Source organism: Streptomyces krungchingensis, from assembly GCF_054729265.1.
On sequence record NZ_JBPUKY010000001.1, the window covers coordinates 8,804,797 to 8,818,222 of the forward strand.

Annotated in this window: 13 protein-coding genes, 2 tRNA genes and 1 pseudogene; 10 read left to right on the forward strand and 6 right to left on the reverse strand. The window is 72.7% G+C overall.

Annotated elements, in window-relative coordinates; translation table 11 throughout:
- Positions 1-11: 11 nt before the first annotated feature.
- Positions 12-824 carry an SAM-dependent methyltransferase gene (locus ACSYGO_RS38195; protein ID WP_460389461.1) on the reverse strand — a complete coding sequence of 271 codons (813 nt, stop codon included), beginning with the start codon at positions 822-824 and terminating at the stop codon, positions 12-14.
- 304 nt (positions 825-1,128) lie between these two features.
- Between ACSYGO_RS38195 and ACSYGO_RS38200 the strand changes: the two genes are divergently transcribed.
- The 3 genes from ACSYGO_RS38200 to ACSYGO_RS38210 all read left to right on the forward strand — a co-directional run bounded on the left by ACSYGO_RS38200 (position 1,129) and on the right by ACSYGO_RS38210 (position 4,777).
- On the forward strand, positions 1,129-2,316 hold the full coding sequence (locus ACSYGO_RS38200; RefSeq protein WP_426676839.1) for a thiolase family protein: 1,188 nt from the start codon (positions 1,129-1,131) through the stop codon (positions 2,314-2,316).
- Between the two features lie 103 nt (positions 2,317-2,419).
- Complete coding sequence (locus ACSYGO_RS38205) at positions 2,420-3,928, forward strand: long-chain-fatty-acid--CoA ligase (protein WP_460389462.1); 1,509 nt, start codon at positions 2,420-2,422, stop codon at positions 3,926-3,928.
- A gap of 75 nt (positions 3,929-4,003) precedes the next feature.
- Positions 4,004-4,777, forward strand: coding sequence for a sulfite exporter TauE/SafE family protein (locus ACSYGO_RS38210; protein ID WP_426676837.1), 774 nt, complete (start codon positions 4,004-4,006; stop codon positions 4,775-4,777).
- On the opposite strand, the gene ACSYGO_RS38215 is transcribed toward ACSYGO_RS38210, so the two are convergent.
- From ACSYGO_RS38215 to ACSYGO_RS38225, 3 genes are all read right to left on the reverse strand, one after another.
- A complete protein-coding gene (locus ACSYGO_RS38215) occupies positions 4,766-5,554 on the reverse strand; it encodes an HAD-IIA family hydrolase (protein WP_426676836.1) in 789 nt (262 codons plus the stop codon). The genes ACSYGO_RS38210 and ACSYGO_RS38215 overlap by 12 nt on opposite strands.
- A gap of 76 nt (positions 5,555-5,630) precedes the next feature.
- Entirely contained in the window at positions 5,631-6,401 is a 771-nt protein-coding gene (gene cobF, locus ACSYGO_RS38220) for a precorrin-6A synthase (deacetylating) (protein WP_426676835.1), read from the reverse strand.
- 78 nt (positions 6,402-6,479) lie between these two features.
- Positions 6,480-7,004, reverse strand: a complete 525-nt coding sequence (locus tag ACSYGO_RS38225) for a DUF309 domain-containing protein (protein ID WP_432175095.1) — start codon at positions 7,002-7,004, stop codon at positions 6,480-6,482.
- 100 nt (positions 7,005-7,104) lie between these two features.
- On the opposite strand from ACSYGO_RS38225, the gene ACSYGO_RS38230 reads away from it, so the two are divergent.
- Positions 7,105-7,181, forward strand: a tRNA-Pro gene (locus ACSYGO_RS38230).
- A 63-nt stretch (positions 7,182-7,244) separates the two neighbouring features.
- Here the strand turns inward: ACSYGO_RS38230 and ACSYGO_RS38235 are convergent.
- Complete coding sequence (locus tag ACSYGO_RS38235; RefSeq protein WP_095937919.1) at positions 7,245-7,781, reverse strand: NUDIX hydrolase family protein; 537 nt, start codon at positions 7,779-7,781, stop codon at positions 7,245-7,247.
- A gap of 287 nt (positions 7,782-8,068) precedes the next feature.
- Here ACSYGO_RS38235 and ACSYGO_RS38240 point away from each other — a divergent pair, with 287 nt between their 5' ends.
- The 4 genes from ACSYGO_RS38240 to ACSYGO_RS38255 all read left to right on the forward strand — a co-directional run bounded on the left by ACSYGO_RS38240 (position 8,069) and on the right by ACSYGO_RS38255 (position 12,106).
- Positions 8,069-8,302 (forward strand): hypothetical protein, encoded by a 234-nt coding sequence (locus ACSYGO_RS38240; protein ID WP_426676833.1) that lies wholly within the window; start codon positions 8,069-8,071, stop codon positions 8,300-8,302.
- On the forward strand, positions 8,299-9,384 hold the full coding sequence (locus ACSYGO_RS38245) for a maleylacetate reductase (RefSeq protein WP_426676832.1): 1,086 nt from the start codon (positions 8,299-8,301) through the stop codon (positions 9,382-9,384). The genes ACSYGO_RS38240 and ACSYGO_RS38245 overlap by 4 nt, the downstream gene beginning before the upstream one ends.
- A 297-nt stretch (positions 9,385-9,681) precedes the next feature.
- The gene (locus ACSYGO_RS38250; RefSeq protein WP_460389463.1) at positions 9,682-11,109 is read left to right on the forward strand and encodes a hypothetical protein; all 1,428 of its coding nucleotides are present in this window, start codon (positions 9,682-9,684) and stop codon (positions 11,107-11,109) included.
- Positions 11,110-11,338: 229 nt separating this feature from the next.
- A complete protein-coding gene (locus ACSYGO_RS38255) occupies positions 11,339-12,106 on the forward strand; it encodes an NPP1 family protein (RefSeq protein ID WP_426676831.1) in 768 nt (255 codons plus the stop codon).
- A gap of 73 nt (positions 12,107-12,179) precedes the next feature.
- Here ACSYGO_RS38255 and ACSYGO_RS38260 read toward each other — a convergent pair whose 3' ends face one another.
- On the reverse strand, positions 12,180-12,599 hold the full coding sequence (locus ACSYGO_RS38260; RefSeq protein WP_426676830.1) for a hypothetical protein: 420 nt from the start codon (positions 12,597-12,599) through the stop codon (positions 12,180-12,182).
- Between the two features lie 8 nt (positions 12,600-12,607).
- Here ACSYGO_RS38260 and ACSYGO_RS38265 point away from each other — a divergent pair.
- Positions 12,608-12,831: pseudogene (locus ACSYGO_RS38265) on the forward strand (LysR family transcriptional regulator); the annotation flags it as partial.
- A gap of 154 nt (positions 12,832-12,985) precedes the next feature.
- Positions 12,986-13,059 (forward strand) — tRNA-Pro (locus ACSYGO_RS38270).
- The last annotated feature ends 367 nt before the right edge of the window (positions 13,060-13,426 follow it).

The following is a 13,426-nucleotide window of genomic DNA, read 5'->3' on the forward strand; positions in this document are numbered from 1 at the left end:
ACCGGTGCCCGTCAGGCCTTGAAGCCGACCCCGCCGTACAGGGAGACCGGTGCGTCGCCGATGGAGGTCTCGTCCTCCGCGAGCTCGGGATGCCAGTCCTTCACGGACACGATGCCCGGTTCGGCCAGGTCGAGGCCCTTGAAGAAGCGGCCGACCTGGGCGTGGGAGCGGCCGACGAGGGTGACCCCGCCTTTCGCGTACATCTCGATGCCGCGCCGTACGTTCTCGGGCTCGAAGTCGGCGGTCATCGCCGACAGTGCCAGGCAGCTGCCCGGCGCCAGCGCGTCGACCAGGGTCTCCACCAGCTCGTACGCGCCGCTCTCGTCCGCGATGAAGTGCATCAGGGCGATCAGGGACAGGGCGATGGGCCGGTCGAAGTCGAGGACGCGCCCCGCCTCGGCGAGTATCTTCTCCGGCTCGCGCAGATCGGCCTGGATGTACTCCGTCACGCCCTGCGGGGTCCCGCGCAGCAGCGCCCCGGCGTGGGCGAGGACGATCGGGTCGTTGTCGACGTACACCACCCGCGCGTCCGCGGCGGTGCGCTGCGCGATCTGGTGGAGGTTGGGCTCCGTGGGGATGCCGGTGCCGATGTCGAGGAACTGCCGGATTCCCGCCGCGCCGACGAGATGGCGGGTGGCGCGCTGCATGAACCAGCGGTTGCTGCGGGCGGCCCGCTCGGCGCCCGGATCGAGGGACATGATGTGCCGGCCGAGCTCCTCGTCGACCGGGTAGTTGTCCTTGCCTCCGAGGTACCAGTCGTACACCCGCGCCGGATGCGGCCTGCTGGTGTCGATCCGGTCCACGGTGGACTCGGGCCCCGTCATGCGGCAACTCCTTTGCTAGACCTGCCTGTTCGCCCTGCCAGGGGGTGTTCGGCAGTACGTGCGAGCAGTGTGCCATCCCGGAGGGGCGCCGGGTGTCCGGGTGACGCTGCGGGGTCGGGGGAGCGGGATCTTCCCAGACGGCCGGTCGCGGGGCTATAGTCGAAAACTAGCAGTGCTAATTAATTCCCGCCCCTTCGCCGGTCCCCGCGATCCGGAGATCCCGCGCTCGCGAGACCGGCGACCCGTGATCCGCGCCCGCGGCACACCGTGATCGCGTGATCCGCCGTCCCTCAGGAGTCCTGTCGTGCGTCCCGTCCACTTCGCGGCCGCCCGCCGCACCCCCATCGGAAAGCTGCGCGGAGCCCTGTCCTCCGTGCGGCCCGACGACCTCGCCGCGACCGTCGTGCGCGGACTGGTCGCCGGACTGCCCACGCTCGACCCGGCCCGCATCGACGACGTCTACTGGGGCGCCGCCAACCAGGCGGGCGAGGACAACCGCAACGTCGCCCGCATGGCCGCGCTCCTCGCGGGCCTGCCCGAATCCGTACCCGGCGCCACCGTCAACCGGCTGTGCGCCTCCGGCCTGGAGGCCGTCACGACCGCGGCCCGCGCCATCGCCTCCGGTGAGGCCGACATCGTGCTCGCGGGCGGCTCCGAGTCGATGAGCCGGGCGCCCTTCGTCCTGCCCCGCCCGGACGAGGCGCTTCCCCATCGCATCGAGACGGTCGACACCCGGCTCGGCTGGCGCCTGGTCAACCCCGCGATGAAGGACCTGCACGGTCTCCTGTCGATGGGAGAGACGGCCGAGGAGGTCGCCGAGCGGTACGGCGTCCCGCGCGAGCGCCAGGACGCGTTCGCGCTGCGCAGCCACCAGCGTGCCGCGGACGCCCGCAAGAACGGGTACTTCGACGCCGAACTGCTCCCCGTCGAACGCCCCGACGGCGTCGTCGTCGACACCGACGAATGCGTACGCGAGGACACCTCGCTCGACAAGCTCGCCCGCCTCAGGCCGGTGTTCCGCGAAGGCGGCACGGTCACCGCGGGCAACGCCTCCCCGATGAACGACGGCGCGGCCGGCCTGCTGCTCGTCAGCGAGGACGCCCTGAACGACCTGGGGCTGGAGTCCCTCGGACGCTATGTCGCCGGAGCGTCCGCCGGGGTCCACCCCGATGTCATGGGCATCGGACCCGTCCCCGCCACGCAGAAGGCGCTGGGACGCGTCGGCTGGGGCATCGGCGACATCCAGGAGGCCGAGTTCAACGAGGCCTTCGCCGCCCAGGCCCTCGCCTCCGTGGACAGGCTCGGGATCGACCCGGAACTCGTCAACCCGACCGGCGGGGCCATCGCCCTCGGCCACCCGCTCGGCTGTTCCGGCGCCCGCATCCTCACCACCCTGCTGCACCGCATGCGCCGCACCGGCGCCGCGCGCGGCCTGGCCACCATGTGCGTGGGGGTCGGGCAGGGCAGCGCGGTCCTGGTCGAGCGCGGCTGAAGCCCCGTACGCGGCTCCGGCGGGGGTGGAGCCGCGGTGACCCGTCCGAGACCAGCGAACACCAGCCGCCCCCCGGCGGAGATCAGAAACGGAGCACCCCTCCATGGCCACCCTGTCCCTCGCCGCGATCCTCGCCGAGAACGCCCGCCGCCGTCCCGACCGGGCGGCGCTCGTCGAGGGCGACCTGCGCCTCACCTTCGCCCAGGTGTGGCGGCGTGCCCTGGCCGAAGCCGGCGCCCTGACCGGCCTCGGTGTGCGGCCGGGGGACCGGGTGGCACTGATGGCCCCCAACACGGCGGACTTCCCGCACGCCTACTACGCCGTCGCGGCGGCGGGCGGCGTGGTCGTCCCCGTCCACCTCCTGCTGTCGGCGTCCGAGGTCGAGCACGTCCTGAAGGACAGCGGCGCGACCCTGCTGCTGTGTCACCCGGCTCAGGCCGGGACGGGCGCCGCGGCGGCGCGCGCCCTCGGCGTCCGCGTCGTCATGCTGGGCGCCGAACTGGAGCAGCTCGCGGCGGACGCCGAACCGCTCCCGTCCTACGTCACCCGCGACGCCGACGACCCGGCCGTCGTCCTCTACACCAGCGGCACGACCGGCGTCCCCAAAGGCGCCGTGCTCAGCCACTTCAACCTGGTGATGAACGCGACCGTGAACGCCTTCGACGCCAACGACGTCCGCCCCGACGACATCGCGCTCGGCGCGCTCCCGCTCTTCCACGCCTTCGGCCAGACCGTCTCCCTCAACTCCACCTGGCGGGCGGGCGCCACCCTCGTCCTGCTGCCGCGCTTCGACGCGGCGCGCGCGATCGAGCTGATGGTGAAGGAAGGGGTGAACACCTTCCACGGCGTCCCCACCATGTTCGTCGCCCTCGCGTCCGCCGCGGCGGACGCGGACGTACTGCCAGAGCTGCGGGTCTGCGTCTCCGGTGGAGCCTCGCTGCCGGTGGCCGTCCTGGAGCGGTTCGAGATGGCGTTCGGAGCCAAGGTCTACGAGGGGTACGGGCTGTCGGAGACCTCGCCGGCCGCGACCGTCAACCAGCCCCTGTTCGGCACGAAGCCCGGCACCATCGGCCACCCCCTGTGGGGCGTGGACGTGGAGATCGCGCGGGCGGAGGCCGAGGACCGTGTCGAACTGCTGCCCGCGGGCGAAGTCGGCGAGGTCGTCGTCCGCGGCCACAACGTCTTCTCCGGCTACCTGGGCCGTCCCGAGGCGACCGCGGAGGCCGTGGTGGACGGCTGGTTCCGCACCGGCGACCTGGGGACCAAGGACGACGAGGGCTTCCTGCGGATCGTCGACCGCAAGAAGGACGTCATCATCCGCGGCGGCTACAACGTCTACCCGCGGGAGGTCGAGGAGGTGTTGATGCGGCACCCCGGCATCGCCCAGGTCGCGGTGATCGGACTGCCGGACGAGCTGCACGGGGAGGAGGTGTGCGCGGTCGTGGTCCCCGCACCCGGCCCGGCCGCCGACGGCGACGACATCACCACGTGGTCGAAGGAACACCTGGGCCGTCACAAGTACCCGCGCCGCGTGGAGTTCACCGAGGCGCTGCCGCTCGGTCCGAGCATGAAGGTGCTCAAGCGGGAGCTGCGGGCCCGATACACCGGCTGAACCGCCGGCGCAGGTGCCACCTGTCGAGACGCTCCTTACGGCGGCCGGATAGGTGGGCATAGCATCGGTTCCCGCATGAACACGATGACGCTCTGGCACATATCCGGCTGGGAGTTCGCCGCGCTCGCCCTCGCGGCCCTGCTCGTCGGCTTCTCGAAAACCGCGGTGAGCGGGGCCAACACGGTCAGCCTCGCCGTCTTCGCGGCTGTCCTGCCCGCCCGCGCCTCCACCGGCGTGCTGCTCCCGATCCTGATCGCCGGGGACGTCCTCGCGGTCCTCACCTACCGGCGCCACGCCCACTGGCCCACGCTGTGGCGGCTGTTCCCGGCGGTCGCGGCAGGAGTGGTCGTCGGCACGCTGTTCCTGGTGTGGGCGGACGACGCGGTCGTACGGACCTCGATCGGCGCGATCCTGCTGCTGATGGCCGGCGTCACGATGTGGCGGCGGCGCCGGGCCGGCACCGAGGACGAACCGGACGCCGTCACGACCCGGGCGGGCCGTATCAAGGCCCGCTCCTACGGAGTCCTCGGCGGTTTCACCACGATGGTCGCCAACGCGGGCGGCCCGGTGATGTCGCTCTACCTCCTGTCGGCGGGCTTCCGCAAGCTCGGCTTCCTCGGCACGTCCGCCTTCTTCTTCCTGATCGTGAACGTCTCGAAGGTGCCCTTCAGTGCCGGACTCGGTCTGATCGACGGCCGCTCGCTGCTGCTGGACGCGGCCCTCGTGATCTTCGTCGTCCCGGGTGCGTTCCTCGGCAAGTGGGCCGTGAACAGGATCAACCAGCGCCTGTTCGAGCAGCTCGTCATCGCGGCGACCGTCGTGGGCGGCGTGCAACTCCTACTGCGGTAGCCCGAGAAGCTCCGGAAGGCCGGCGAACGAGTCGATGACGTGGTCGGGTTCGCCGCTCGCGGCCCGGTGCGTCTTCGGCAGGTACTTGCCGGTCCTGACCAGCACCCCGGTCACCCCGGCCCGTTGCGCCGCGAGGACGTCCGACTCGATGTCGTCCCCGACCATCAACGCCTCCCGCGCGCTCACTCCGAGACGCGCGAGCGCCGCCCCGAAGAACGCGGCCGACGGCTTTCCCGTGATCACGGCCTCGGTGCGGGCGGCGGCCTCCAGCCCCGTCACGAAGGCCCCCGAGTCGAGCTGGAGACCCTCGTCGGTCCGCCAGTACAGATTGCGGTGCATGGCGACCAGCCGGGCACCGCGCTGGAGGTCCCCGAAGGCGCGGTTCAAGGAGGCGTAGTCGAACTCGGGACCGGCCCCGCCGAGGACGACGACGTCGGGCACCACGCCGGGATCGTCGACCAGGGTGACACCGGCCAGGTCCTCACGGATGTCGCCGCTGTTGAGCAGGGTGCAGCGCGCGCCCGGGAAGTGCTCCGCGAGGTGTGCGGCCGTCACCGCGGGCGCGGTCAGGATGTCCTCGGCGGCCACCGCGAAACCCGCGTCCGACAGCGTCCGGGCGATCGACGCCCGCGTGCGCGAGGTCGTGTTCGTCACCAGCGCCACGGGGAGACCGGCGTCGCGGATCCGGCGCAGGGCCCCGACCGCGCCGGGCAGCGGCTGCCACGACACCGTGAGCACCCCGTCGATGTCGATGAGAACCGCGCGTACCGACTCCATGTCTGGACGATACCGACGGCCCGCTCCGTCGGCCGCTCGGCGACCCGGCGGCCCTCCCGGTGCCGGCGTCCAGCCCTCAGTCCCGCGGGTTCCGGCGCAGCAGGTAGGTGTCCATGATCCATCCCTTGCGCTCCCGGGCCTCGGCCCGCAGCCGCTCGATGCGCGGGGCCGTCTCGGCGAGGGGACCGGACGCGAGGATCTCGTCGGGCGTGCCGATGTAGGCGCCCCAGTAGATGTCGATGTCCTCGTCGGTGTACTGCCGGAAGGTCTGGTGCGCGTCGAGCATGACGACCACGTCGTCCACACCGTCGGGGAAACCCTCGGCGAGGCGGCGGCCCGTGGTGATCTGGACGGGCCGGGCGACGCGGTTCAGCCCCGTGCGGTGCCGTGCCACCAGCGCGGAGACGCTGCTGACACCGGGGACGACGTCGTACGTGAACGGCACCGAGCCGCGCTCCAGGATCTCCTCCAGGATGCCGATGGTGCTGTCGTACAGCGCGGGATCGCCCCACACCAGGAAGGCGCCGCTCTCGTCCTCGCCGAGCTCCTCGGCGATCAGCCGCTCGTAGATGGCGGCGCGGGCACTGCGCCAGTCGCCGACGGCGGGCGAGTACGCCGTGCCTCCCGCGGACCGGTCGCGGTCCGGGTCGCGGGCCTCGACCAGTCGGTACGCCCCGTCCGGTATGTGCGTGTCGAGGATGTCACGGCGCAGCCGGACGAGGTCCGACTTCACCTCGCCCTTGTCCAGGATGAAGAACACGTCCGTGCTCCTCAGCGACTTGACCGCCTGCAACGTGAGCTGATCGGGGTCGCCCGCCCCGATCCCGATGACATGAATCTTTCGCACACCCAGAGTCTGCCGCACGCCACCGACCGTGGACGCACCGCACCTGGGATCGGGCCGGACGCCGGTCCGGCGCGGGTGTCAGGCGGCCCGCCCGGCCAGCCGCGGAGCCGATTCCCGCGCGTCGATCGCCGCGCCCTCACGCTCCACCGCGGCGGCCACGCCACGCGCCCAGGCGCCCAGTTCCCCGAGGTCCATTCCGTACGGCCGCTCCCGGCCGGTCAGCGCCGACCACTCCGCGGTGCCCCCGGCGCCACGCCGCAGCAGCCGGGCCCCGCCCGTGACGTTCCCGCGGGCCGCGTGGGTGAGCCCCACCGCGAGCTGGGCCAGAGCGCGCCACAGCGCGCGCTCCTCCTCGGGGCCGGACTTCCAGGCGTCCTCGAAGACCTCGTGCGCGTGGAAGGGCTTGCCCGCGTCGAGCAGCGCCTGCGCCTCGGCGACCGTCTCCTCGGGGGTGCGCACGACGCCCTCCGGCTGCCGTTCGACCCCGTCCGCGCCGTACGGCAGCGGCCGTCCGAGGCCGTCGCGCGGCCGGGCGCTGCGCGCGCGGCCCTCCGTGTCCCGGTCGCGCCCGTCGTCCTGCCGGCCCTCGGATGTTCCGCTCATGTCCCGATTGTCGCGCGTTCCGCGCCCCCTTCGGAGCAGCCCCCGGTGTGGGGTAAAGTTCTGTTCGCACGATCACGCGGGTCACCGTGGGTGAAGGCACCGGGACGTGGCGCAGCTTGGTAGCGCACTTGACTGGGGGTCAAGGGGTCGCAGGTTCAAATCCTGTCGTCCCGACCAGCATTGAGCCGGTCGGAGGCCGTTTTCTCAGCGATGGGAAGACGGCCTTTTCCGTTGCCTCCTTCAGGACAGCCGGCCGACGTGGGCGAGGGCCTGCCTCAGCAGGACCCCGTGCCCGCCCGGCATCTCGTCGATGACCAGCGGCGACGACGCCTCCTCGGGACTGAACCAGACCAGGTCGAGGGCGTCCTGCCGGGGGCGGCAGTCGCCGGTCACCGGGACGATGTAGGCGAGCGACACGGCGTGCTGGCGCGGGTCGTGGAACGGGGTGACCCCCAGTGTCGGGAAGTACTCGGCGACCGTGAAGGGCTGGAGGGAGGCCGGGACCCGGGGGAGCGCCACCGGTCCGAGGTCCTTCTCCAGGTGACGCAGCAGGGCGTCGCGGACCCGCTCGTGGTGCAGCACCCGACCGGAGACGAGGGTGCGGCTGACCGTCCCGTCCGGACCGATGCGGAGCAGGAGCCCGATGTGGGTGACTTCGCCGCTGTCGTCGACGCGCACCGGTACCGCTTCGACGTACAGGATCGGCATGCGGGCGCGGGCCAGTTCCAGCTCGTCGGGAGCCAGCCAGCCGGGCGTGGTTTCGGTCATGTCAGACATTGGTTGATCATACTTTCAGCGTGCCCTGCTTCGTGTGTTCCGTGTCACGTGTGCCGCTCGGAACAGCATGTCATCGTGATCCGCCGGACGTCACCGCCTTCGGGAAGTGCCGCGGCCGCGCGGTGACCACGAGCGCACCCTGCTCCGGCCGCACCGTGCCCACGACCGCGCCGGGCGCCCCGCGCCGCACGCGAGGACGGACCCCTGGTCCTCGAACTGCGCGCGCGGACGGTCTCGTGCCCGCGGCACATGCCTGGCAGGATGGCCTGCCGGACCAGGGGAGCGGTATGACGCCATTCACCACCGACATCACCCGCGCGGTCGTCACGAGCCTCGACCGTACGGCCGATCCGCGGCCGCGTGAGCTCCTGAGCCTGCTCACCCGGCCCCTCCACGAGCTCGCCCGCGGGACGGACCTGACGACGGGGGAGCGGGAACGCGCCGTCGCTGCGGCGCAGAAGTCCGGGGTGGTGGGCCCCGTCCGGCACGCCTGCTTCGACCTGGTACTGGAGCCGCGATGAGCACCCCCCTCGACTTCTCGTACGAGACCAGGCCCGCGCGCGTCGTCTTCCGGCCCGGCGCCTCGGTGACCGCGACGCCGGGAGAGGTCGCGCGGCTCGGACTGCACCGCGTGCTGGTGGTCTGCGGCAGCAGGGGCGAGGCGACGGCGCGGGCCGTCGCGGACGCGCTGGGCGGCGACTGCGTGGGGGTGCACGCCGAGGCGCTCATGCACGTGCCGGTGGAGGTCGCCGACCGGGCCGTCGAGGTGGCACGCGAGCTGGGCGCCGACGGATGCGTCGCGGTGGGCGGAGGCTCGGCGATCGGCCTGGGCAAGGCGATCGCCCTGCGCACCGGTCTCCCGCTGGTCGCCGTACCGTCCACCTATGCCGGATCCGAGATGACCTCCGTCTGGGGGCTCACCGAACACGGAGCCAAGCGCACCGGCCGCAACCTCGCCGTGCTGCCCCGCAGCGTCGTCTACGACCCCGAACTCACCCTCGGGCTGCCCGTCCCGCTCTCCGTCACCAGCGGCATCAACGCGCTGGCCCACGCCGCGGAGGCGCTCTACGCGCCCGACGCCTCGCCCCTCGTCTCCCTCATGGCCGAGGAAGGCGTACGGGCGATGGCCGCAGCGCTGCCCCGGGTGGCCGCCGCGCCCGGCGACCTCGACGCGCGCGGCCGCGCGCTGTACGGAGCCTGGCTGTGCGGCGCGTGCCTGGGCGCCACCACGATGGGGCTGCACCACAAGCTGTGCCACGTGCTCGGCGGCACCTTCGGCCTGCCGCACGCCGCGACCCACACGGTGGTCCTCCCGTACGTGCTCGCCTACAACGCCTCCGCGGCGCCCGGCGCGCTCACGGCGCTGTCCCGCGCCTTGGGGACGGACGACGTGCCCCGCGCCCTGCGCGAACTGGCCGCGACGCTGGGCGCTCCGCAGTCCCTCGCGGAACTCGGCCTGAAGGAAGCGGACTTGACGGTGGCGGCCGCGCAGACCGCCGCCCAGTCGTACCCCAACCCCCGTGAGGTCACCGCGAACGGCGTGCTGGGGCTGCTGACGGCGGCCTACGAGGGCTGGGACCCGCGGAGCGAGCCGTCGCCCTGAGGGCGCGGCGAAGCCTGCCCGAGCGGTCGTCGGCCACTCGGCCCGAGTGGTCGTCGAAGTCGGCCTGAACGGCCGTCAACTGCCGTCCGCGCGGGTGTGGTTGGTGCGACAGGGGCCGTTCGGCCGTACGTCGTCGGGGGCGTGGCGCACATCACCCCGCGAACGGACCGAAGGTGAAGCGGTGCTTCACAGGTTCATGACAGGCTCACCACTGGTTACCCGCTGGTAATCCACTGCCACCCCCCACCCCCCTCAGGACTGAACTTGCGTATCCGCAAGCGGCCCTTGCGTGCCGTCATGCCCGCACTCGCCGCATCCGCCCTCTTCCTCGCCGCCGGCTGCTCCTCGGAGCCCGCGGCCTCCCCGGCACCCGGACACTCCCGGGACGCCGGCACCTCCGGCCCCGCGGCCGCGGACGCCGACCGCCCGGCGGCGGCCGTGGTCGCCGCCCCCGAACCATCGGCCACCTCGACCGCCGTCGCGCGGGCGGGTGCCGGCGGCAAGGCCCGCAAGACCTCGATGAAGGTGAGGTCCTACGACAGCCGTACCCGACGGGCCGTCATATCAACTCCGGACAAGGGAGGTTCAGGCGGGAAGGTCACGTCCTCGCCGTCCCCGACCGGCGGGAGCCCGGAGCGTCCGCACCGCGCCGCCGTCGGCGACGTCATCGCCAGTGCCCCCGTGCCGGGCGCCCCGGACGGACTTCTCGCGAAGGTCACCAGGGTGATCGCCGAGAGCGGGGACGGCGCCGAGGTCCAGACGGCGCCGACGACCCTGGACGCCCTCCTCGGCGACGACGACGCCAAGGGTTCCGTGCCCGTCGACCCCGCGTCCTTCGACGTCGACCGGCTGCTGCCCGACGTCAAGGTCTCGTGGGCGAAGACCGGGAACGTGCACGCGGGCCCCGAGGGTGCCAAGGTCCCGCTCGGCAGCCTGCGCATCGACGTCGGGGCCCGGCTCGGCACGGCGGCGGGCGCGCCCGCCGAGGCCTCGGCATCCGTCTCCGGCTTCGTCCAGGTCGCGCCCGAGGTCGACTTCTCCTACGGCGGCGGGGCGGCCGGCTCCGGGCCCGGCGCCGCGTACCTCGGTGTCTCGGGGGACTGGACCTCGAAGTGGGCGCTGAAGGGGCGGGCCGCCGCGTCCGCCGACCCGGTCCGGGTGCCGTTCGCCAAGCTGCACGCCGACCCCGTGCTTCAGGTCGGCCCGATCCCCGTCGTGGTGAACCTCGATCTGACCTGTTACTTCCAGATCGCCGCCGACGGCAGTGTCACCGTGGACGTCGAGCAGGACCTCAAGGGCGACTTCAAGGCGGGCGGCACGTTCGGCACGGCCAAGGGGTGGACTCCCGTCGACGAGTCGCACATGACGAGCAGTCCGGTGCGCACCTCCGTCACGGCGACGGGCCGCGTCAAGGCGTCCCTCGGGGCGGAGGCCACGGTCGGCCTGTACGGCACGGTGGGCGTCACCGCCGATCTGGCGCCGTATCTCCGCGCCGAGGCCGCGGGTGCCTTCGGGAGCAACTCCGCCGCGGCGTCCGGGGGTTCGGCGGGCTCCGCGGCGAAGGCCGGTGCCGGGTCCGGCGGATCGTGGTCCGTGCACGGCGGCGTCGACCTGACCGGCACGCTGCGTGTCCAGCTGGGTGTGTTCGGCACCCCGATCCTGCAACGCAGCATCCCCCTGGGCACGTTGCACCGGGAGTGGACGCTCGCCGAGGGCAGGGCGTAGCCGGAAGGGTCCTTGCGGACGTCCCGGTCCGGCGGTGCAACAGCCCCGGGCCGGGACGTCGTCGCACGGCCAACCGGACTGCCCCGTCTGTCAATTGGTCCTCCCTTCATCGCTGTGACACCTCCCGACGCTGGCGTTCTCCGCATGCACCCTGGAAAGCTGATCTGGGCATGCCAACACGACCGCCTGGCCTGCCTGCCCCCACGCCGCGGTCCATCAGGAGGACGCAGTGAAGAGAAGCTCGCGGATCCGCAAGGCCTCGTTCATCCTCGGCAGCGCCGTCGCGCTGGTCGTCGCCGTCCCCGGCAGCGCGCTCGCCGACCCCCCGACGTCCTTGCCCGCGAACGCGGACGGACTGGAGCAGACGTTCCAGCCGGCCTACGACTACGACACCGACGGCTGCTACCCGACCCCCGCCATCGGCCCCGACGGCACCGTCAACGGCGGGCTCAAGCCGTCCGGCGCCCTCAACGGCCAGTGCCACGACTCCTGGGACCTGGACAACACCAACGGCTACTCCCGCGAGAAGTGCAACAACGGCTGGTGCGCCATCATGTACGGCCTCTACTTCGAGAAGGACCAGGCCGTCGCCGGCAGCGGCCTCGGCGGACACCGCAACGACTGGGAGCACGTCGTGGTGTGGGTCCAGGACAACGAGGCCAAGTACGTGTCCACCTCGGCCCACGGTGACTTCAACGTCTACGGCCGTGACCAGATCCGCTGGGACGGCACGCACCCCAAGGTCGTCTACCACAAGGACGGCATCGGCACCCACTGCTTCCGGCCCGCCAACTCCAACGACGAACCGCCGGAGAACCACAAGCACACCTGGCAGTTCCCCACCCTGGTCGGCTGGAACGGCTACCCCGCCGGACTGCGCGACAAGCTGAGCGCCTACGACTTCGGCAGCGCCCACTTCGGCCTCAAGGACGGCAACTTCAACTCCCACCTGGAGAAGGCCAAGCCGGCCGGTATCCCCTTCGACCCCAACGCCTGACCGGCGGGGCCGGTGGCGGTCGGCGCCTCGGGCGCCCCCTCCACCGGCCCCTGGTCACGGGGCCGCACCCCGGTCACCGGCGCAGGAGCCCCTCCTGGTGCCGCGGAGGACTTCCCGCACGCCGGGGGAGCACCTCCCCGAACCGCACGAGTTCGCCGTACACCGACGGATCGGCCTTCTCGGCGAGCAGCAGGTCGAGCACCGCGACCGCGGCCTGCGCTGGGGTCTGCACCTGGCTGAAGTCGGCGAACCACGGCCGCGAGAGCGCCGTGTCCACCAGTCCCGGGCACACCGCCGCGACCAGCATGCCGAGCGCCGGGTCGGCGTCCCGGCGCTCCGCCGCCACCGCCCGTACCGCGGCGACCTGGGCCACCTTCGACGGCACGTCGATCCTGCGGGGCCGGCCCAGGTCCTCCGCGGTGCCGTCGTGGACGGCCGCCCGCCAGGACGCGACCGCCGCCTCGACCTCGTCCAGCGACGCACCGTCGAACAAGTGGCGCAGCCGACACCGCCCGTGACGGGCCGGCCAAGCTGCACCTCGTCGCGGCCGGCTGCGGCCTGACCACCGTGCCCGCCTCACTGGCTCCGGCCGCCCGCCCCCGGGCGTACGGATCGTGACGGTGCGCGGCGGTCCCGAGGAACGGCGCCGACTCGTCCTGGCCCGCCTTCCGCGCCCCCTGCCGGAACCGGCGGCACGCCTGGCCGACGCACTGCGGGCCGCGGCCGCCGACCTGCACGGCGGGGATGACCGCCCGCCGCCCGCCCGGTTCCGCGCCCCGGACCGGCCAAGGCGGCCGTCACGACGCGTGCACGGCCATCCACGCACGTGCGGTAGGGTTTACCTGCACGATCACCCGGGGCAGCCCGGGTGGGACGCATCGGGACGTGGCGCAGCTTGGTAGCGCACTTGACTGGGGGTCAAGGGGTCGCAGGTTCAAATCCTGTCGTCCCGACAGCATGAAGGGCCTTCGCGGGCAAAAGTCCGCGGGGGCCCTTCGCACGTCGTCATCCGGCCTGGTGCCGAGCCCGCCGTCGCACCGCCCGGGCCCGCCGCGATCGCCCCGTCCGGCGCACTGCTGACGGCCGGACGCACCGGACACCCGCGAACCCGCCTCCGTCCACCGGTGGACGCACCGGAGTGCGAGGTGCCGATGGCCGAGAAAAACGCTTGGCCCGACCAGGTGTCCTCGCGGGAAAATGCCAATTCCGACCTGCCTGTACGCGCACATCGCCGCCCCCGAGAACCGCGTGGGGGTCCGTCGACGTACCCCGCCGGTCGGAGGGCGCCCCGGGCAGGGGTGCTCACCCGGACCGCAGTTC

Bases quoted from the DNA above. Each gene is read 5' to 3' on its own strand.
- ACSYGO_RS38245 (WP_426676832.1), top strand. From the start codon at position 8,299: ATGAGCACCCCCCTCGACTTCTCGTACGAGACCAGGCCCGCGCGCGTC.
- ACSYGO_RS38235 (WP_095937919.1), bottom strand. From the start codon at position 7,781: ATGTCTGACATGACCGAAACCACGCCCGGCTGGCTGGCTCCCGACGAG.
- ACSYGO_RS38240 (WP_426676833.1), top strand. From the start codon at position 8,069: ATGACGCCATTCACCACCGACATCACCCGCGCGGTCGTCACGAGCCTC.
- ACSYGO_RS38225 (WP_432175095.1), bottom strand. From the start codon at position 7,004: ATGAGCGGAACATCCGAGGGCCGGCAGGACGACGGGCGCGACCGGGAC.
- ACSYGO_RS38205 (WP_460389462.1), top strand. From the start codon at position 2,420: ATGGCCACCCTGTCCCTCGCCGCGATCCTCGCCGAGAACGCCCGCCGC.
- ACSYGO_RS38250 (WP_460389463.1), top strand. From the start codon at position 9,682: ATGCCCGCACTCGCCGCATCCGCCCTCTTCCTCGCCGCCGGCTGCTCC.
- ACSYGO_RS38210 (WP_426676837.1), top strand. From the start codon at position 4,004: ATGAACACGATGACGCTCTGGCACATATCCGGCTGGGAGTTCGCCGCG.
- ACSYGO_RS38215 (WP_426676836.1), bottom strand. From the start codon at position 5,554: ATGGAGTCGGTACGCGCGGTTCTCATCGACATCGACGGGGTGCTCACG.
- ACSYGO_RS38195 (WP_460389461.1), bottom strand. From the start codon at position 824: ATGACGGGGCCCGAGTCCACCGTGGACCGGATCGACACCAGCAGGCCG.